17 protein-coding genes and 1 rRNA gene are annotated in these 19,169 nt (G+C 62.9%); 9 read left to right on the forward strand and 9 right to left on the reverse strand.

Features of this window, described 5'->3' with window-relative positions:
- Positions 1-89: ribosomal RNA gene (locus tag ASR47_RS02405) — 16S ribosomal RNA — on the reverse strand; the annotation flags it as partial.
- 476 nt (positions 90-565) lie between these two features.
- On the opposite strand from ASR47_RS02405, the gene ASR47_RS02410 reads away from it, so the two are divergent.
- On the forward strand, positions 566-1,924 hold the full coding sequence (locus tag ASR47_RS02410; RefSeq protein ID WP_065306178.1) for a sodium-dependent transporter: 1,359 nt from the start codon (positions 566-568) through the stop codon (positions 1,922-1,924).
- Here ASR47_RS02410 and ASR47_RS02415 read toward each other — a convergent pair whose 3' ends face one another.
- The 8 genes from ASR47_RS02415 to ASR47_RS02450 all read right to left on the reverse strand — a co-directional run bounded on the left by ASR47_RS02415 (position 1,925) and on the right by ASR47_RS02450 (position 10,207).
- Positions 1,925-2,539 carry a M15 family metallopeptidase gene (locus ASR47_RS02415; RefSeq protein WP_065306179.1) on the reverse strand — a complete coding sequence of 205 codons (615 nt, stop codon included), beginning with the start codon at positions 2,537-2,539 and terminating at the stop codon, positions 1,925-1,927.
- On the reverse strand, positions 2,539-3,441 hold the full coding sequence (locus ASR47_RS02420; protein ID WP_065306180.1) for a LysR family transcriptional regulator: 903 nt from the start codon (positions 3,439-3,441) through the stop codon (positions 2,539-2,541). The genes ASR47_RS02415 and ASR47_RS02420 overlap by 1 nt, the downstream gene beginning before the upstream one ends.
- An 85-nt stretch (positions 3,442-3,526) precedes the next feature.
- Positions 3,527-4,345, reverse strand: coding sequence for an N-acetylmuramoyl-L-alanine amidase (locus ASR47_RS02425; protein WP_065306181.1), 819 nt, complete (start codon positions 4,343-4,345; stop codon positions 3,527-3,529).
- A 27-nt stretch (positions 4,346-4,372) separates the two neighbouring features.
- A complete protein-coding gene (locus ASR47_RS02430) occupies positions 4,373-5,296 on the reverse strand; it encodes a BadF/BadG/BcrA/BcrD ATPase family protein (protein ID WP_065306182.1) in 924 nt (307 codons plus the stop codon).
- Positions 5,297-5,391: 95 nt separating this feature from the next.
- Positions 5,392-7,050, reverse strand: a complete 1,659-nt coding sequence (locus tag ASR47_RS02435; protein ID WP_425402717.1) for a glycoside hydrolase family 10-like protein — start codon at positions 7,048-7,050, stop codon at positions 5,392-5,394.
- Between the two features lie 89 nt (positions 7,051-7,139).
- On the reverse strand, positions 7,140-8,444 hold the full coding sequence (locus ASR47_RS02440) for an MFS transporter (protein WP_065306183.1): 1,305 nt from the start codon (positions 8,442-8,444) through the stop codon (positions 7,140-7,142).
- 44 nt (positions 8,445-8,488) lie between these two features.
- The gene (locus tag ASR47_RS02445; protein ID WP_065306184.1) at positions 8,489-9,370 is read right to left on the reverse strand and encodes an N-acetylmuramic acid 6-phosphate etherase; all 882 of its coding nucleotides are present in this window, start codon (positions 9,368-9,370) and stop codon (positions 8,489-8,491) included.
- Between the two features lie 96 nt (positions 9,371-9,466).
- Positions 9,467-10,207, reverse strand: coding sequence for a GntR family transcriptional regulator (locus tag ASR47_RS02450; RefSeq protein ID WP_065306185.1), 741 nt, complete (start codon positions 10,205-10,207; stop codon positions 9,467-9,469).
- A 269-nt stretch (positions 10,208-10,476) separates the two neighbouring features.
- On the opposite strand from ASR47_RS02450, the gene ASR47_RS02455 reads away from it, so the two are divergent.
- The 8 genes from ASR47_RS02455 (at position 10,477) to bioB (ending at position 19,121) form a co-directional block, all read left to right on the forward strand.
- Positions 10,477-11,727 carry a D-amino acid dehydrogenase gene (locus ASR47_RS02455; protein WP_065306186.1) on the forward strand — a complete coding sequence of 417 codons (1,251 nt, stop codon included), beginning with the start codon at positions 10,477-10,479 and terminating at the stop codon, positions 11,725-11,727.
- A 63-nt stretch (positions 11,728-11,790) separates the two neighbouring features.
- Positions 11,791-12,237, forward strand: a complete 447-nt coding sequence (locus ASR47_RS02460; RefSeq protein ID WP_065306187.1) for a YchJ family protein — start codon at positions 11,791-11,793, stop codon at positions 12,235-12,237.
- A 40-nt stretch (positions 12,238-12,277) separates the two neighbouring features.
- Positions 12,278-13,900 carry a carboxyl transferase domain-containing protein gene (locus ASR47_RS02465; RefSeq protein WP_065306188.1) on the forward strand — a complete coding sequence of 541 codons (1,623 nt, stop codon included), beginning with the start codon at positions 12,278-12,280 and terminating at the stop codon, positions 13,898-13,900.
- A gap of 15 nt (positions 13,901-13,915) precedes the next feature.
- Positions 13,916-14,704 (forward strand): enoyl-CoA hydratase/isomerase family protein, encoded by a 789-nt coding sequence (locus ASR47_RS02470; RefSeq protein ID WP_065306189.1) that lies wholly within the window; start codon positions 13,916-13,918, stop codon positions 14,702-14,704.
- A gap of 31 nt (positions 14,705-14,735) precedes the next feature.
- The gene (gene bioA, locus ASR47_RS02475) at positions 14,736-16,064 is read left to right on the forward strand and encodes an adenosylmethionine--8-amino-7-oxononanoate transaminase (protein ID WP_065306190.1); all 1,329 of its coding nucleotides are present in this window, start codon (positions 14,736-14,738) and stop codon (positions 16,062-16,064) included.
- Position 16,065: 1 nt separating this feature from the next.
- Complete coding sequence (bioF, locus tag ASR47_RS02480) at positions 16,066-17,265, forward strand: 8-amino-7-oxononanoate synthase (protein ID WP_065306191.1); 1,200 nt, start codon at positions 16,066-16,068, stop codon at positions 17,263-17,265.
- Positions 17,252-18,049, forward strand: a complete 798-nt coding sequence (gene bioD / locus ASR47_RS02485; protein ID WP_065306192.1) for a dethiobiotin synthase — start codon at positions 17,252-17,254, stop codon at positions 18,047-18,049. The genes bioF and bioD overlap by 14 nt, the downstream gene beginning before the upstream one ends.
- A 25-nt stretch (positions 18,050-18,074) precedes the next feature.
- Entirely contained in the window at positions 18,075-19,121 is a 1,047-nt protein-coding gene (bioB, locus tag ASR47_RS02490; RefSeq protein ID WP_065306193.1) for a biotin synthase BioB, read from the forward strand.
- Positions 19,122-19,169 lie beyond the last annotated feature (48 nt).

Raw genomic sequence — 19,169 nt, forward strand, 5'->3', positions numbered from 1 at the left:
CCAGAGCAAGCTCCGTGCTGCCGTTCGACTTGCATGTGTAAGGCATGCCGCCAGCGTTCAATCTGAGCCAGGATCAAACTCTTCAGTTTAATCTCTGTTACTTTGCCATTTTATTGGCACCGTCATTGCTGACGGGTCGCTCACTCAAAAAACTGACAGGCTACTTCCGAAGAAGTATCCTATTTCATTATTTCTTGTGAACATTTGATATTTTAAGTTTTACGTCGATCCGAAGATCAACGCTGCACTTCATCAAATGCCCACACTTATCGACTGTTAATTGTTAAAGAACGGTATTCGGTACTGCGATTCGCGCTATCGACAAAGCGTTGTGTTTGTCAGCTGCGAAGAAGGAAGAGTATGAAGCTTTTTCAGCATTTCGTCAACCTTCTTTTCTGCCCTCGTTTCACTCTGCAACACCTTGTTTTGTGTGCGTCGTTTTGCGAGGAGGCGAACTATAGCAAAGCGGCATGCCCGGCGCAAGGCTTTGGGCGGGTATTTTTGCTCAACTGATACAATTTCGGCCCTTTCGCGCAACGCGCGCTTATCCATATAGAAAAATCACATGAATCAACAAGCGAAACGGGCGGGTTTCAGCTCCGGCTTCGGCGTGCTGGCCGCCACCCTCGGTTCCGCCGTCGGTCTCGGCAATATCTGGAAGTTCCCTTACATGACGGGCGCCAATGGCGGCGCCGGCTTCCTGCTGATCTATCTGCTGGCTACCTTGCTGGTCGGCCTGCCCGTGATGATTGCGGAAATTACCCTGGGCCGGCGCGCCAAGGTCAATCCCATCTCGACCATGGCGCAACTGGCGCCCAAGGGCCGGCCCTGGTGGCTGGTCGGCGTGATCGGCCTGGTCGCCGCCTTTCTGATCGTGGCGTTTTACTCGGAAGTGGTGGGCTGGGTGTTTGCCTATATCGTCAAGGCCATCGACGGCTCCATCCTCAGCAGTGACAAACGCGTGACGCAAGCCGCATTTGCCTCGCTGATCGGCAACCCGCTGCAGGCACTGCTGTGGCAATGGGGTGTGCTGCTGTTTATCGGCGGCATATTGATGCTGGGCGTGACCAAGGGCATCGAAGCGATCGCCAAGAAGCTGATGCCGCTGCTGTTCCTGCTGCTGTTGCTGCTGTGTGCGGTAAGCCTGTCGCTGGACAAGGCCAGCGAGGGCCTGGCCTTTTTGTTCCGCCCGGATTTCTCGAAACTGTCCGCCGCCGTGGTGCTGACGGCCATGGGCCTGGCCTTCTTCAAATTGTCGGTCGGCATGGGCACCATGATGACCTACGGCAGTTATTTTCGCGATGACCAGGATATTCCACTGACCACTTTGCGCGTGATGGCGGCGGACCTGGGCGTGTCCATGCTCGCTGGCATCGCCATCTTCCCGGCCGTATTTACCTTCGGCTTTGCACCGAGCGCAGGGCCGTCGCTGGTCTTTATCACCATCCCGGCCGTGTTCTCGCAAATTCCAATGGGCCAGGCGCTGATGGTGGTGTTCTTTATTCTGGCGGCCGTGGCCGCTACCGGGGCAATGCTGTCGCTGATGGAAGTGCCGGTGGTGATCTTTCATGAGCGGCTGGGCTGGAGCCGGCGCAAGGCGACCCTGGTCACCATGCTGTCGCTGGCCGCGCTCGGCTCCGTATGCGCGCTCAGCAACAGTACTCTGGCCGGCTTCAAGCTGTTCGACCTGAACATGTTCGAACTGTTCGACTTCGTGTCGTCGAATATTTTCCTGCCAGTAGGTGGTATTGCCATCGCCCTGTTTGCCGGCTGGGCCTGGGGCAAGGACAATTTCAGACAGGCGGTCAGCAACCAGGGCCGCTTGCAAAACGCCGCGCTGGCCAATGTGCTGCTGTTCCTGCTGCGCTATGTGACGCCGGCGCTCATTTTGCTGGTCATGCTGAAGGGCTTGAACGCCTTCTGATCACAGCACCCGGGTGTAGTGCTGGCGCACCAACACCCGGTCGCCGCAGTCGAAATGCCACCATTCGCTGTTGATGCCAAAGAAGCCCGCCTGGAACATGGCGCCGCGCAACAGGCGACGGTTCTCCACCTGCTGTTCGGTGATCTCTCCCCTTTCCAGCATGATCAATTCCAGCGCCGGGTGCGAGCGTTCGCTCAGGTCGTCAAACCCTGTGCCCATGTCAAGTTCCGCTCCCTCCGGCCCGACGATGGTGATATCGAGGGCCATGCCGAACGAGTGGATCGAGCCGCGCGACGGTTCGGCGATATAGCCCAGCAATTCCGTTCCCTGCAAGGCATCCCACAGTTGCTGCTGCACCCGCTGCGGACGCAGGGCGTCGAGCACCAGCAGATGATGATCGGGCTTGTGCCGTGCCAGCCAGGCCACGGCGCTTTCCAGGGCGGCCGCCGCATCGCGGTGCAGCCAGGCGCAATCGATGGGGCTGTAGAGATCACGTCCCACGAAATTGGCGGGCGTGGCATAGCGCAAGTCGACGGCAATGCCGGCGATGCTGCTCAAGTGGCGAAATTGCGGATCGCTGGCGACCGCTTCCAGTTGCAGGCTTGCACCAGCCATTACATTGCTCTTTCCAGGCAGTTGCGCGCCGCCACGCCGATGCTGTCGGCCAGGCGGCGCGCGCCATGCGACAACGGCGAATGGCTGGCCGTCAATAAATACAGTTGAATCGGCACCACCGGCGCCCATGGCCGGCGCTGCAGCAGCTCCGGCGAGCCGGACGCCGCCGTGAAAGGATCGACCACGGCCATGCCAGCGCCCGCTTCCACCAGCGAACGGGCGATCTGGTAGGTTTGCACAACGGTGGAAAACACGGGGTGGATATCCTGCGCTTCGCAGCCGGCGATCACCAGTTCACCCAGCGGATCATTGTCGGCATGGCCGATCAGCTCGCCCGTGAGTCCATGCGCGCTCAAGGGCGTGCCGCAATCGGCGGCGCGCCAGGTACCGGCGGGCGCGATCACCGTCATTACGCCCTGGGCGATCGGTTCGGCCACGATGCCGGGATGGCGCGGGTCCTGCAGCGACAGCGCCAGGTCCGCTTCACCGAGGCGCAGGGTGTTGACGATCTCGCTGGTATGGTGGGTTGCCAGCTGGCAGCGCGTATGGGGAAAGTCGCGGCGCCAGGCCGTCATGGCAAATGGCAGGACGCTGATGGCAATCGTCGGCGTCGACACCAGGCGGATGGTTTCCACCGCATGGCCTTTCAAGCTGGCCGCCAGGCGGCGGATACCGAGCAAATCGCGGTTGAGTTTTTCCGTTTCGACAAACAGGCGGTGCGCTTCGGGCTTGGGGTAGAGCTTGCCGCGCACGCGCTCGAACAGCGGCATGCCCAGTTGCAGCTCACAATGTTGCAGCACCTTGGTGACGGCCGGCTGCGAAATATGCAGCACTTGCGCCGCACCGCTGATGGTGCCAACCTGCATGATGGCGTGAAAGACTTCGATATGGCGCAGCCGCATGACTTGTTCCTAGGCTTTTTATATTTGACCGTTGAGGCCGCAAAGGTTCAGCTCAATGGAAAAAGTCATGGGCTGGAATGGCATGCTACCTGCTTGCAAGAGGAGCTGCGGCAGGGACGACCGGCAGCGGCGTCGTCAGCACTTGCAGCAAGGCCGCCGTTTCGGCATCCGCCGTGCCATCGAACAAGGTGTTGCGGTATTTCATCTGGAAGGCGATCAGCACGTTTCTGGTCTCTTCATCGAACACGCCGGTCTGCGGCGTGGCGTAGCCATGCTCGGCCAGTTTCTTCTGGAACCAGACGGCGTCCGGCAGCGATTGCTCGTACATCAGGCGCTGCGCGGCGACGCGCGTGGCGTCCGGCCAGACGATCAGGCCCGCATCGGCCAGCTGCTTCCATGGGAACAACGGACCCGGGTCCTGCTTGCGCTGCGGCGCGATTTCATTGTGGCCCAGGATGTTTTCCGGCGCAATATTGTAGCGGGCCTGAATGTCTTTCAAGAGCGGAATCAGCTGATCGATCTGTGCCTGCGGGAACGGATACCAGATGCGCCCTTGCGGCGATTCGGTAAAGCCCGGGTTGACGATCTCGATGCCGATCGAGCTGACGTTCAGCTGCGTATAGCTCTTCCAGTTGCTCACACCGGCATGATTGGCCTGGCGCGATTCATCGACCAGGGCATAGAACTTCGGCTGGGCCGTGTCGGTCAGCAGGTAATGGCTGCTGACGACCTGTTCCGTCAGGATCTTGATCGAGCGCGGCAGGTCGCTGACCGTGTAATGGATAACGATGAATTTCACGCGCGGACTCTGGCCGCGCGCCGTCAGGCTGCGGTCGATCTGGGGAACGGTGGTGGTACAGGCCGACAGCAGGGCAACCAGCAGGGCAAGAGCGATTTTTTTCATACGATATCCATAACAGGGTTAATCAATCTACGGCTTGGTGCCCGCCCTGGCGGCAAGCCGGGCGGCCGCCTCATGCGAACGTATCATCTTTTGTTCCATCAACAACGAGTCCGGCAAGGCGGCGCGCATGGCGGCCGCGATTGCCGGGTGCAACTGCGCCGCGCGGCCAGCCAGCACCACCGGGCGCGCACCATGGCGCGCTGTCAGCGCCAAGGCCAGGCGCGCCAGTTCCTGCCCGGCCCGCTGCAAGATGTCCAGCGCCAGCGGGTCAAGCTCGGCACTGGCGGCCACGGCCAGCGCCAGCCGGCCGATGGCGCCGCGGTCCTGGCCATACATGAACTGGCGCGAGCTGTCCCAGTCGCTGCCGCCGATCTGCTCAAACACGGCGTGCGCCATCGCTGATTGCTGCCAGCTGCCAGGCGCTTCATCTTCGCGGCGCCAGATCTGGCGCAAGGCTTCGCGCGCGATCCAGTAGCCGCCACCGCCATCATCTAACAGTACGCCACGTCCGCCGGCACGGTGAAACGCGCCGGCGGTATCGATCCAGGCGGCAATCGAGCCCGTTCCGGCATACACCAGGTAGCCCTCACCGGGCGCAAAACTGTCGAGATAGGCGATTTCAATATCATTGCACAAAGTCACGTCCGACGTGCTTAAAGTCAACGCCGTGGCCAAGGCTTGCGCCAGGTGTGCGCCATCGCCGCCAAAGCCGGTCAGCCCCGCATGCACATGCACGGGTAGGCCGACGGCCAGCACCGCCTGGCTCAGGCCGGCAAAAATCGCGTGCACGGCCGCCCGGCCCGCATCGCTGCCCATTTGCAAGGCCGACAAGCCGTCCACCACGCCGCTGGCCACGATGGCGCCATCGACAGTGGCCAGCGCCCAGCGCGTTTCGGTGCCACCGGCGTCGATGCCCAGGCCGAGCAAAGAAGTTGCTTGGAAAGAAGTCATGCCGTGAGTGTAAAGCCAGACTGGACCGGCAGGCATGAAAGCTTACGCACAATACATGCCTGCAGGTTATGGACTGCCGGGTCGACCAGGAAGGCTTACTTCGCCGCCACCACAGTCGGCTGGCGCAGGGTGATGCGCGGGCTTTCATTGCCCAGGCGGTCGACGGCGCTGACCACCACCGCATTGACCCTGCCGATGGCGTCATCGACCAGGTTCAGCTCGGCTTGGGTGCCCGATACCACCAGGAAACGCCATTCCTCGCCATAACGCGCCCACACTGCGTACTGCGCCACCGGCTTGCCGCCGCCGGCCGTCAGTTTCACGTTCACACCATCACCGGCGCGCCGCATCGCCACCAGCGGCGAACCGGGCGCTTCCGTGCCCAGCCAGGGCGTGGCCGGGATCAGCGCCGGGCTTTGATATACGCCCGCTTTGAGCTGCTCGCTGATGCCCTTGCGGTTCTGCATCAGCGGCACCATGCTGAAATGCACTTGTCCGTTGGCGCCCGTGCGCGTGCGCGTCACCTCGATCTGCTTGACGATTTCCTGCGGCGTGAACGACTTGGGCGTATTGTCGATGCGGCTGGTGTACAGGCCCGGCCAGACATGCCGGCCATACGGATTTTGCGCCAGCCAGTAGTCGAGCAGCACGCCAAACGCCTGCGGCGCCTGCGCCACCGGCCAGTACAGCTGCGGCGACAGGTAATCGAGCCAGCCCTTGGCCAGCCACAGTTCGGCATCGGCATACAATTTATCGTACTGGCTGAAGCCGACGATGCCGGGCGGACGCAGGTTGGGGCGGCCGATGCCGAACGGACTGATGCCGAAGCGCACCCAGCTTTTCTCGCGGTGGATGCCGGTATACAAACTCTCGATCAGCTGGTTGACGTTCTGGCGGCGCCAGCCGGCACGATCGAGCTGGCCGCCGCCGAGCAGGTATTTTTGCCACGATGGTTCGTCGGGAAACGGCAGTTCGCGCTTGGCGGCATTGCCCGCGTCCAGCGCGGCCGTTTCCGCACCGGCACCGGCGCCAGGCGCGTCGATCGGATACGGATAGAAATAATCGTCGATATGCACGCCGTCAATATCGTAGCGGCGCACCACGTCGAGCACCACGTCGGTCGTGTGTTTCGACGCGGCGGCGTCGCCCGGGTCCATCCACAGGTAGCGGCCATACTGTTTTACGGACGCGGGATTGGTGGCGGCGAAACTGTCGCGCGCCAGCGGTGACTTGGCGGTGGCGTGGCGGGCGCGGTAGGGATTGAACCAGGCGTGCAGTTCCAGCCCCCGTGCATGGGCCTGCGCCACCCAGAAGGCCAGCGGGTCATACATCGGCATTGGCGGCTGGCCCTGCTTGCCGGTCAAAAATTCCGACCATGGCTCCAGCTGTGAGGGGTAGATCGCATCGGCGCTGGGGCGCACCTGCAGCACGATGGCGTTCAGGTTGAGCGACTTGGCGCGGTCGAGAATGGCGATCGCTTCGGCCTGCTGCCTGGCCACCGGCAGGTTGCTGCGGCTGGGCCAGTCGATATTGGCGACCGTCGAGACCCAGGCGGCGCGGAACTCGCGCGGCGCCGGCGGCGGCACTTCGCCCTTGATATGTTGCACGGGAGGTACGGCCGGCAGGGTGGCCGGGCCGGGAGTCGCATCGACGGGCATGCGGGAACTGGTGCAGCTGCTGAGCAAGCTGGCGGCGGCCAGCGCGGCCACCATGCCGGCTGCCGTGGCCAGCCGTTTTTTGAAAGTAGACAACAAAACAATTCCTTGCAAGGGTAGGGCGAGGGTCTATCGGTGCGGGCATTCTACTGTGCGCGGCATTGCTTCGGCGCACACAGTAGAAAAGGTCAGGCGTCGGCTTTCTTGCCGAATTCGGGGTCGATCCTGACCAGCGCCGCCATCACAAAGGCAGGGATGGTGGCGATACAGACCCAGATAAAGAAGTGCTGGTAGCCCAGCATCTGCTGTATCCAGCCGCTGGCCATGCCGGGCAACATCATGCCCAGCGCCATGAAACCGGTGCAAATCGCATAGTGGGCCGTTTTGTGCGCGCCATCGGACACCATGATCATATACAGCAGATAACAAGCAAAGCCGAAGCCGTAGCCGAACTGTTCCAGCGCGATGCCGCCGGCGATCAGATAGATATTGCTGGGTAATGCCGTGGCCAGGTAGACAAAGACCAGGTCGGGCAGGTGTACCGACAGCACCATCACCCACAGGCAGCGCTTGAGGCCGAAGCGCGAAATGATGTAGCCGCCCAGCAAACCGCCGAGTGTCAGGGCGATCACGCCGATGGTGCCGTAAACCAGGCCCACCTGTTCCGTCGACAGGCCCAGGCCGCCCTTGGCGACCGGGTCGAGCAAAAAGGGCGCCGCCAGTTTCAGCAGTTGCGCTTCGCCGAGGCGAAACAGCAGCAGAAAGCCGAGGATGACAAAAATGTCTTTCTTTTTGAAAAACGCCGCGAAGGTGGCGACGAATTCCTGCAGTGGAGAAACACTGGCATCGGTGATGCCGGGCCGGTCCAGGACCGGCTTGGGCAACATAAAATAGTGATACAAAAACAGGCTGATGAACAGGCCTGCCAGGATGGCGAACACCACCGACCAGGCCAGCTGCACGCTGCCGGTCGAGTGCGTCAGGTAGCCGGCCAGGTATACCAGCAGGCCTTGGCCGGAAATCATCGCCAGGCGGTAAAACGTGCTGCGCACGCCGACAAAGGCCGCCTGCTGGTGTTCTTCCAGGCCCAGCATGTAAAAGCCGTCGGCCGCGATGTCATGCGTGGCGGAACTGAAGGCCATCAGCCAGAAGATCGCCAGGCTGATCTGGAAAAAGTGCGGCAGGGCGGTGGTCAGGGCCACCAGCGCCAGCGACGTGCCGATCACCAGCTGCAAGCCGACGATCCAGAAGCGCTTGGTGCGGTACATGTCGATGAACGGCGACCACAGCGGCTTGATCACCCACGGCAGGTACAGCCAGCTGGTATACAGGGCGATATCGGTATTGGTAAAACCGTAGTTCTTGTACATGATCACCGACAGTGTCATGACCACTACATACGGTATGCCCTGGCCGAAATACAGCGAGGGGATCCACAGCCACGGATTTTTCGCACCCACAGTGGCGGTGGCGGTTGGTTTCACAAGCTTCATACATCCTTCATCGGCAAACAAGCAGAAGAATGCAGCGCATCGGCTCAGGCGGCCAGTGCCGAGCGCACACTGCCGCCAGCGCCGGCCAACAATGCTTGTGCCTGGTCTGTGGTAATTTTTTTTAACAAGGCAACAATCGCCACCTTGACATGAAACTGGCATTGCTCCAGCACGCTTTTCGCCTGCGCTTCGTCGGCGCCGGTAGCATGCATGGTCAGTTTGACGGCCCGCAAGATCAGCTTGGCGTTGGTCGGCTTCAAGTCTACCATCAAGTTTCCATAGGTTTTGTGCAAACCGACCATCAGCGCACTGGAAATGGTGTTGAGGGCGATTTTCTGCGCCGTACCCGCTTTCAAGCGTGTGCTGCCCGAGATCACTTCCGTGCCCGTGTCGAGCACGATGCCGCATTGCGCTTGCGTAGCCACCGGCGCATCGACGTTATTGGCAATGCCGACCGTCAACGCACCGGCCCCACGCGCGGCGCGCAAGGCGCCCAGCACATACGGCGTGGCGCCGGACGCGGCCAGCAGGAACACCACGTCATGGCCCTGAGGCAGCAAGGCCAGCAGGTCGGCCGCCCCCTGCGCCACATCGTCTTCCGCGCCTTCGACGGCGGTGAACATGGCGCCGGCACCGCCGGCAAGAATGGCCAGCGCGCGTTCTGGCGGCCAGGAAAAGGTGGGGTTCAGTTCCACGCTGTCGAGCACGCCCAGCCGGCCAGAAGTACCGGCGCCCACATACAACAACCGGCCACCGGCGGCGATGCGGGGGAGGGCGGCGTTGATGGCCGCCGTGATCTGCGGCGACGCCAGCCTTACGGCATCGACGGCCCGGAACTGGTCATCGACCAGGGCGGCGACCAATTGGTCGGTCGGGTACAGATCGAGTTGCGCATGCTGCGTGCTCGGGGTTTCAGTTTTTAACATGACTCATGGACATGATTGACGATAAAACCAGTTTAATACCAACGAGCACAGCCAGCCATGAAAGGATGGCGAACAAGCATAACGGGAGCTTATGGGCTAAGGGGCGCGGCGCATCTCGGCGACGAAATCGTAATGGTCGCTGCGGCAATACGAATGCGTGAGTTCGACCGCCACACCCGATTCCAGGTAGGCCAGGCGGGTAATGAACAGCACGGCCTGGCCATCGGGCACGCCCAGCTGCCCGGCCAGCACGCCGGTGGCGTTCATGGCGCGGATATGCTGCAGCGCGCGCACGGGCGACTTCCTGATCTGGGCCAGGTAGGCGTACAGCGAATCGCCCACGGCGGCCGGATCCGGCACCACGCTGAAGGGCAACACGCTGACCTCGTAGGCCATCACCACGTCGTCGGCCAGGCGCAGGCGCTCCAGACGCGCCACCTTGGTATTTTGCGCCAGCCCCAGGCTCAGCTGTTCTTCGCTGCTGGCGATCACCACCTCGCGCTTGAGCCAGCGTGAACCGGCGCGATAGCCGCGTTGCTGCAATTGTTCCGAAAAGCTCGACAGGTTCGACAGCGGCTGCTCGATGCGCGGCGCGATATAGTTGCCCGAACCGCGGCGACGCACGACCAGGCCCTGCTCGACCAACTGGTCGATGGCCTTGCGCGCGGTGACCCGCGAAACGTCGAGCAATTCGGACAGCGTGCGTTCGGACGGCAGAGCCTGGTCTACCTGATAGCGGCCATTGCGTACGTCTTCGCTCAGCTTGCGGGCGATCTGCATATACAAAGGCGAATTGTCATTTAAATCGACCTTGAGTTCCATGCTGGTCTGGCTCATTACCGTTCTCCTAATGCGCCTAGTGTAATGGCGATGGCGCTTGTGCATGGTGCGCCGCCCATGAATAAATGGAAAACAGGAATAAATAACGGTTATACGCTTTTTAAAACAGTGTTTTGCCGAATCCATGGCGATCAGCATGCTTCAATTTGGTGCATTCCTGTAAGTTATGGCCGCACCATGATGTTTCATTGGCCCGCCCGGTACGCACCCACTAAGCTCTCACCGAATGCGCCCATGCCATGGGAGCACCTACGCAGCGAGGCAGCATGCAGCAACAACAAGTCATCATTATCGGCGGCGGCGTCGTCGGCCTGACGTCGGCCTGGTGGCTGGCCGAGGCTGGCTACAAGGTCACTTTGCTGGAACGCAATGAACAGGTCGGCATTGCCGCCAGCTACCGCAATGGCGGCCAGCTCAGCTATCGCTATGTGGCGCCGCTGGCCGACGCCGGTGTGCCCCTGAAAGCGCTGCAATGGCTGTTGCAGAAAGATGGTCCGCTGCGCTTCCGCCCGGAAGCGGACTGGCGCCAGTGGCGCTGGCTGGCCAGTTTTTTGCGCAACTGCAATGCGGCCAGCAATGCCCGCACCACCGCCAAGCTGCTGCAACTGGGCGAACTGAGCCGCGCCGGCATGGCGCAGCTGGAACCCACGGTGCCACCCGAGGCCTATGCCTGGCGCGATGCGGGCAAACTGATCGTCTACCGTTCGCCCGATGTGTTCCAGCGCGCCGTGGCCCGCCCCGTATCGGAAGAAGCTCGCCTGGTACTGACGCCAGCACAGGCGGTGCAGCGCGAACCGGCGCTGGCTGCGCTGCAAGGCTCGCTGGCCGGCGCCATCTTTACCGAAGGCGAAGCGGTGGCCGACTGCCACGCGTTCTGCCTGGCGCTGGAAACACGGCTGCGCCAGCATCCGAATTGCGCCCTGCTGCTCAAGGGCGACGCCCATCAGCTGATCGTGCGCAATGGCAAGGTGGCAGGCGTCGAGACCAGCCTGGGCCTGCTGGGGGCCGACCAGTATGTGCTGGCGGCCGGCATCCAGAGCCGCGACCTGGCCGCCACGGCCGGTATCTATCTGCCGCTGTATCCCTTGAAAGGCTACAGCCTGACGGCGCCGGTACGCGCACACGACCTGGCGCCCGAGATCAGCATTACCGACTTCGAGCGCAAGGTGCTGTACGCGCGGATCAAAAGTAGCTTGCGCGTGGCGGCCATGGTCGACATGGTGGGCGCCGATGCCAGCATCACGCCAGGCCGGATTGCGGGCCTCAAGCGGCTGGCGCGCGAGGCCATGCCGCAGGCGGCGGACTACGATCAGGCGACGGCCTGGGCCGGCTTGCGGCCCGCCACGCCGAACAGCGCGCCGCTGGTGGGCGCCAGCAAAGTTGCCAATCTATGGTTGAACGTGGGCCATGGCCCGCTGGGCTTTACCTTTGCGGCCGGCACGGCGCGCATCCTGGCCGACCTGATGGCCGGCAAGGCGCCGCCGTTTGCGCTGGACTTTCTTCAGCCGCGCCGCTAGCCGTCACGCACCTGTCCCTTATGGCGGATAATTGCGGAACTTTCCGCTCTTGCCACCCATCGCATGCCCAACTCGTCCCTTCCCACCGCCTGCCCCTGCGGCGGCGGCGCCTATGCCAGCTGCTGCGGCCCGTATATCGCCGGCAGCGCCCTGCCGCCGACGGCCGAAACCCTGATGCGCTCGCGCTACACGGCTTTCACCTTGCGCGACGAGCCGTATTTGCGCGCCACCTGGCACGCCAGCACGTGCCCGGCCGACGCCTTGTTTGCCGAAGAAGAAAAAGTCCAGTGGCTGGGACTTGAGGTAAAATCTGCTTTACGTTTACGTCAACGTAAAGCAGAATCTGCCGATCAAGCCGAAGAGAGCAACCGCGACACCGTCGAATTCGTGGCCCGCTACAAGGTCAAGGGCCGCGCCCACCGCCTGCATGAAGTGAGCCGCTTCGTGCGCGAACCTGACACTGGCGGCACCGTGCGCTGGTTGTATCTCGACGGCAGTTTTCCCGAATAGCGCGACCCGAGAGACCGGGCGATAATAAAAAGGAACAGCAATGCCGCACATCGAAAGCAAACTCAATCCGCGCAGCGACGATTTCAAGGCCAACGTGGCCGCCATGCAGGCCATCGTCGACGATTTGCGCGACAAGGTCGAAAAAATCGCGGCCGGTGGCGGCGAGGCGGCCGCCGCCAAGCACCTGGCGCGCGGCAAGCTGCTGCCGCGCGACCGGGTGCAGATGCTGCTCGATCCCGGCACGCCGTTTCTCGAGTTGTCGCAGATGGCGGCCTACGCCATGTACCAGGACGCCAATGGCTTTGACGCGGCGCCGGCCGCCGGCATCATCACCGGCATCGGCCGCGTCTCGGGCCAGGAATGCGTGATCGTCTGTAACGACGCCACCGTCAAGGGCGGCACGTATTACCCGATGACGGTGAAAAAACACTTGCGCGCCCAGGAAATCGCCGACCAGAACAACCTGCCCTGCATCTACCTGGTCGACTCGGGCGGCGCCAACCTGCCCAACCAGGACGATGTGTTCCCGGACCGCGACCATTTCGGCCGCATCTTTTATAACCAGGCCAATCTGTCGGCCAAGGGCATCCCGCAGATCGCCGTGGTGATGGGTTCTTGCACGGCCGGCGGCGCCTATGTGCCGGCCATGAGCGACGAATCGATCATCGTCAAGGAGCAGGGCACGATTTTCCTCGGCGGCCCGCCGCTGGTCAAAGCGGCGACCGGCGAAGTGGTGACGGCCGAAGACCTGGGCGGCGGCGATGTGCATACGCGCTTGTCGGGCGTGGTCGACCATCTGGCGCAGAATGACCTGCACGCGCTGTCGCTGGCGCGCACCATCGTCTCGAATCTGAACCGCACGAAGCCGCAGCAGATGGCGCTGCGCGAGTCGATCGAACCGCACTATCCGCCGCAGGAACTGTATGGCGTGATCCCCGTCGACACGCGCAAACCGTTCGACGTGCGCGAAGTGATCGCCCGCATCGTCGACGCCAGCGATTTTGACGAGTTCAAGGCCCGCTACGGCACCACCCTGATCTGCGGCTTTGCGCATATCCACGGCATGAAGGTCGGCATTATCGCCAACAACGGGATTCTGTTTTCCGAGTCGGCGCTGAAAGGCACGCACTTCATCGAACTGTGCTGCCAGCGCAAGATCCCGCTGGTGTTTTTGCAAAATATCACCGGCTTCATGGTCGGGCGCAAATACGAAAACGAGGGCATCGCCCGCAACGGCGCCAAGATGGTCACCGCCGTGGCGACGGCCGCCGTGCCGAAGTTCACCGTGATTATCGGCGGCAGTTTCGGCGCCGGCAATTACGGCATGTGCGGCCGCGCGTTTTCGCCGCGCTTCATGTGGATGTGGCCCAACGCGCGCATTTCCGTGATGGGCGGCGACCAGGCCGCGTCGGTGCTGGCAACCGTCAAGCGCGACGGCATCGAAGGCAAGGGCGGCGCCTGGAGCGCGGACGAGGAAGCGGCCTTCAAGCAGCCGATCAAGGATCAGTACGAACACCAGGGCCACCCGTATTACGCCACCGCGCGCCTGTGGGACGATGGCGTGATCGATCCGGCCGACACGCGCATGGTGCTGGGCCTGGGCCTGTCGGCGGCGCTCAACGCGGAAATCCCCGAGACGAAGTTCGGTGTATTCCGCATGTAAGGGAAGGAAAAGACCATGGAATTTGAAACCCTGAAACTGGTCATCGAAGGCAATGTCGCCACCGTGACCCTGAACCGTCCCGAGGTGCGCAACGCCTTCAACGAGACGACGATCGCCGAACTGGCGCGCGCCTTCGAGGGCCTGGGCCGCAGCGACATGGTGCGCGCCATCGTGCTGGCCGCCAATGGCGCGGCCTTTTGCGCCGGCGCGGACCTGCACTGGATGAAGAAGATGGCCGGCTACACGCACGCCGAAAACCAGGCCGACGCGCTGCAGCTGGCGCAGATGCTGCGTACGATTTATATGTGTCCCAAGCCCGTGGTGGCCAAGGTCCAGGGCGACTGTTATGCCGGCGGCATGGGCCTGGTGGCCGCATGCGATATCATCCTGGCTGCGGAAGACGTGCAATTCTGCCTGAGCGAAGTGCGGCTGGGCCTGATCCCGGCCACCATTTCACCGTATGTCATCAAGGCCATGGGCGAACAGGCGGCGCGCCGCTACTTTATCTCCGCCGAGCGATTCTCCGCCCGCGAAGCGCTGCGCATCGGCTTTGCCCACGAGGTAGTCGAGGCGAGCGCACTGGACGCGAAAACCGCGGAAGTGCTGAAAGCACTGACGGGCAACAGCCCGCACGCGGTGGCGCAGGCGAAAATACTGGTGCGCGAAATCGCCGGCCAACCGGTCGACGACGCACTGCTGGAACACACCGCCGAACGCATCGCGCAGATCCGCGCCTCGGAACAGGGGCGCGAAGGCGTGCAGGCGTTCCTGGACAAGCGCAAGCCGGGTTGGCTCATGGGTTAGCGCATGGACTAAGAATATCAATGGAGCAGTTTTGAAATCAGAAAAACAATCGGCATGGGTGGAACGCAGCCTGCGCAGCGTGTGGCATCCGTGCACGCAGATGCAGCATCATGAAAGTGTGCCTCTCATCCCGGTCAGCCATGGCCGCGGCGCCTGGCTGTACGACCACGACGGCCGGCGCTACCTGGACGCCATCAGTTCCTGGTGGGTGAACCTGTTCGGCCATGCCAACCCGCGCATCAATGCGGCACTGAAGGATCAGCTGGACCGGCTGGAGCACGCCATGCTGGCCGGCTTTACGCACGAACCGGTGATCGAGCTGTCGGAGCAACTGTCGGCCCTGACCGGCGGCGTGCTCGGTCACAGCTTCTATGCGTCCGATGGCGCCTCGGCGGTGGAAATCGCCCTGAAAATGAGTTTTCATGCCTGGCGCAACAGCGGCAAAAGTGAAAAACAGGAATTCGTCTGTTTGAAGGGCAGCTACCACGGCGAGACCATCGGCGCGCTGGCCGTGACCGACGTGGCACTGTTCAAGGACGCCTACGGCCCTCTGCTGCGCGCCACGCAGACGGTGATGTCGCCGGACTTCCGCCAGGCTGGCGAGGGCGAAACGGCGCAGGACATTGCGCGCCGCGCGGCGGCCGAAGTCGAGCTGCTGTTCCAGCAAAAAGCCGACAAGATCGCCGCCATCATCATCGAGCCTCTGGTGCAGTGCGCGACCGGCATGGCCATGCACGATCCGCTATATCTATCCTTGGTGCGCGCCCTGTGCGACCGCTATCAAGTCCATTTGATACTCGATGAAATCGCGGTCGGCTGCGGGCGTACCGGCACCTTTTTCGCCTGCGAGCAGGCCGGCGTGTGGCCCGACTTCGTGTGCCTGTCGAAAGGCATCAGCGGCGGCTACCTGCCGCTCTCCCTGGTGATGACGCGCGAAGAGATCTACCAGGCCTTCTACAGCACCGACGTGCGCCGCGGCTTTCTGCATTCGCATTCGTACACAGGCAACCCGCTGGCCTGCCGCGCCGCGCTGGCAACGCTGGCCATTTTTGAAGAAGACGAGGTGCTGGCCGCCAACCGCGTGCGTGCCGCGAAGATCACGCAGGCACTCATGCCGCTGGCGCAGCATGCAAAAGTAAAGCACTTCAGGCAGCAGGGCATGATCTGGGCGTTTGACGCGGTCGACGCGGCGCCCGATTTTTCGCGCCGCTTTTTCAGCACGGCGCTCGAGCATGAACTCCTGATGCGCCCCATCGGCTCCACCGTCTACCTGATGCCGCCATATATCCTCGACGACGAGCAGATCGACGGCCTGGGCAAGCAGATGCTGGCCGTGTTCAACCAGGTAATGGGGACTTGAGATGGAACTGATCACACGCTTGCAACAGCAGTTGCAGACACTGGAAGAGCGCAGCCTGATACGCCGGCGCCGCACGGTCGATACACCGTGCGCGCCGCGCATCACGGTCGATGGCCGCACAATGCTGGCCTTTTGCAGCAATGACTACCTGGGCCTGGCCTCGCATCCGCACATCGTCGCGGCGCTCAAGGAAGGCGCCGGCCTGTATGGCGCCGGCAGCGGCGCTTCGCACCTGATCAGTGGCCACAGCCGCGCCCATGCGCTGCTGGAAGAACGGCTGGCCGCCTTCGTCGGCGTGAATCTGGAGTCGGCGCGCGCGCTGTATTTTTGCACCGGCTATATGGCCAACCTGGCCGTGCTGACCGGCCTGGCGGTGGGCGACAGGGACACCGAGATTTTTTCGGAGGCGCTCAATCACGCCTCGCTGATCGACGGCACCCGCCTGGCGCGCGTCACCACGCGCGTCTATCCGCACGCCGATCTTGATGCGCTGGCGGCACTGCTGGCGGCCAGCCGTGCGGCGACAAAAATCGTCGTCACCGACAGCGTCTTCAGCATGGATGGCGATATGGCGCCGCTGCCCGAATTGCTGGCCCTGTGCGAACAACACGGCGCCTGGCTGGTGGTCGACGATGCGCACGGCTTTGGCGCCCTGGGTGACAACGGCCGCGGCGCGCTCGAACATTTCGGCCTGCATTCACCCAACCTGGTATATGTGGGTACCCTGGGCAAGTCGGCCGGCGTCGGCGGCGCCTTTGTTTGCGCGCACGACGCCGTGATCGAAACACTGATCCAGAAGGCGCGGCCATATATCTTTACCACCGCCGCGCCGCCGGCGATGGCCCATGCGCTGCTGGCCAGCCTGGACATCATCGCCGGCGACGAAGGCCGGCAGCGCCGCGCGCATTTGCAGGCGCTGGTGGCACAATGGAACGCCGGCCTGCAGCTGCGGCACTGGCAGCCGCTGGCGTCGACCACCGCGATCCAGCCGGTGATCATCGGCGAGAACGCCGCCATGATGGACATCGCGGCCTGCCTGTACCAGCAGGGCCTGTGGGTCGGCGCGATCCGCCCACCGACCGTGCCGGTGGGCACCGCGCGCCTGCGCGTGACGCTGTCGGCCGGCCACACCGTGCAAGAGGTCGAACAATTGATCAACGCAGTCAATCACCTGGAAAGGACGCGCCATGAGCTTGAATGATCCTGTGGTCGTGGGCACGGCCGACGTCAACGAAGTGGAGCCGGCCGTGGAGCCTGTGCCGGTGGTAGCCGCACTGCCGTCGCGCTTTGCCTGCTTTGTCACCGGCACCGACACGGAAATCGGCAAGACCCTGACCTCGTCGGCGCTGCTGCACGCGCTGGTACAGCGCGGCGTGCGCGCCTGCGGCATGAAACCGGTGGCCGCCGGCGCCGAGTTGCGCGATGGCGAACTGCATAACGAGGACGCCGACAGCCTGAAAGCCGCAGGCAACGTCACACTGCTGCCCAATCTCACCACGCCCTATATGTTCAGGGAGCCTGCCGCGCCGCATATCGCCGCCGCGCTCGAAGGCGTGACCATCGACCCGGTGCCGATTTTGGCGGCCTACCTGGAAGTGGCGGCCGCCTCGGATGCGGTGGTGGTGGAAGGCGTAGGCGGCTTTCGCGTGCCGCTGTCCGCCACGTTTGACACGGCCGACCTGGCGCAACAGCTGGACCTGCCGGTGATTTTGGTGGTCGGCATGCGCCTGGGCTGCATCAACCAGGCCTTGCTGACGCTTGAAGCGATAGCAGCACGCGGACTCACCGTGATCGGCTGGGTCGCCAATACCCTCGAAGTGGAAATGCGCTTTATCGACGAAAATATCGATGCGCTGATCGAACGCATCCCCGCGCCGCTGCTGGGCAAGGTGCCGCGCATGGCGCAGCCGAGCGCCGCGGAGGCGGCGTCGTATCTCGATTTTGGCGGCCTGCCGAACTGGCCGCTGCAGCAACCCAACAATTGAAGTCACTGAAAACCAAGGAATCACGATGTCATTCATCCAAGAAGCAGCAAAGACCGTCGAACTGCACCGCCCGGCAGCACGCATCACCGTGCCCGAAGCGGCCACCTGGCCCGTCGCCGACGTGCTGGCCCTGTTCGACCTGCCGTTCAACGACCTGATGTTCAAGGCCCAGCAAACCCACCGCGCCAACTTCCCGGACGGCGACGTGGAACTGGCGACCCTGTTGTCGATCAAGACCGGCGGCTGCGAGGAAGACTGCGGCTACTGCCCGCAGGCGGCCCGCTACGACACGGGTGTGGAAGCGAAAAAAATCCTCGATATCGACACTGTGCTCGACGCCGCGCGCCAGGCCAAGGCCAACGGCGCCACGCGTTTCTGCATGGGCGCCGCCTGGCGCGGCCCGAAAGAGCGCGACATGGAAAAAGTCGAAGAGATGGTCAGCAAAGTGAAGGCGCTGGGCCTGGAAACCTGCGCCACCCTGGGCATGCTGGAAGAGGGACAAGCCGACCGCCTGAAAAACGCCGGCCTCGATTTCTACAACCATAACCTGGACACGGCGCCCGAGTTCTACGACAACGTGATCTCGACCCGCGAATACCAGGACCGCCTCGACACCCTGGGCCGCGTGCGCGAAGCGGGCCTGAAAGTGTGCTGCGGCGGCATCGTCGGCATGGGCGAGACGCGTTTGCAGCGCGCCGGCCTGATCGCCCAGCTGGCCAACCTGAATCCGTATCCGGAATCGGTGCCCGTCAACCACCTGGTGCAGGTGGAAGGCACGCCCTTGTATGGCATCGAAGCGCTGGACCCGTTCGAATTCGTGCGCACCATTGCCGTGGCCCGCATCACCATGCCGAAAGCGCGCGTGCGCCTGTCGGCCGGCCGCCGCCAGATGGGCGAAGCGGTGCAAGCGATGTGCTTCCTGGCCGGCGCCAATTCGATCTTCTACGGCGACAAGCTGCTTACCACCGACAATCCGGAAGCGGAAGACGACCGTGTCTTGCTGGGCAAGCTCGGCTTGCAGACGCGCGGCGCGATGCTCGACTCGGTGCAGAAAGAGAAGTGCGGCTGCTGATAGCGGCCATGTCGGGTTACGCCGTGCCGGCTAACCCGACCTACGAAT

Source organism: Janthinobacterium psychrotolerans (assembly GCF_001677885.1).
GTDB classification, from domain to species: domain Bacteria; phylum Pseudomonadota; class Gammaproteobacteria; order Burkholderiales; family Burkholderiaceae_D; genus Janthinobacterium; species Janthinobacterium psychrotolerans.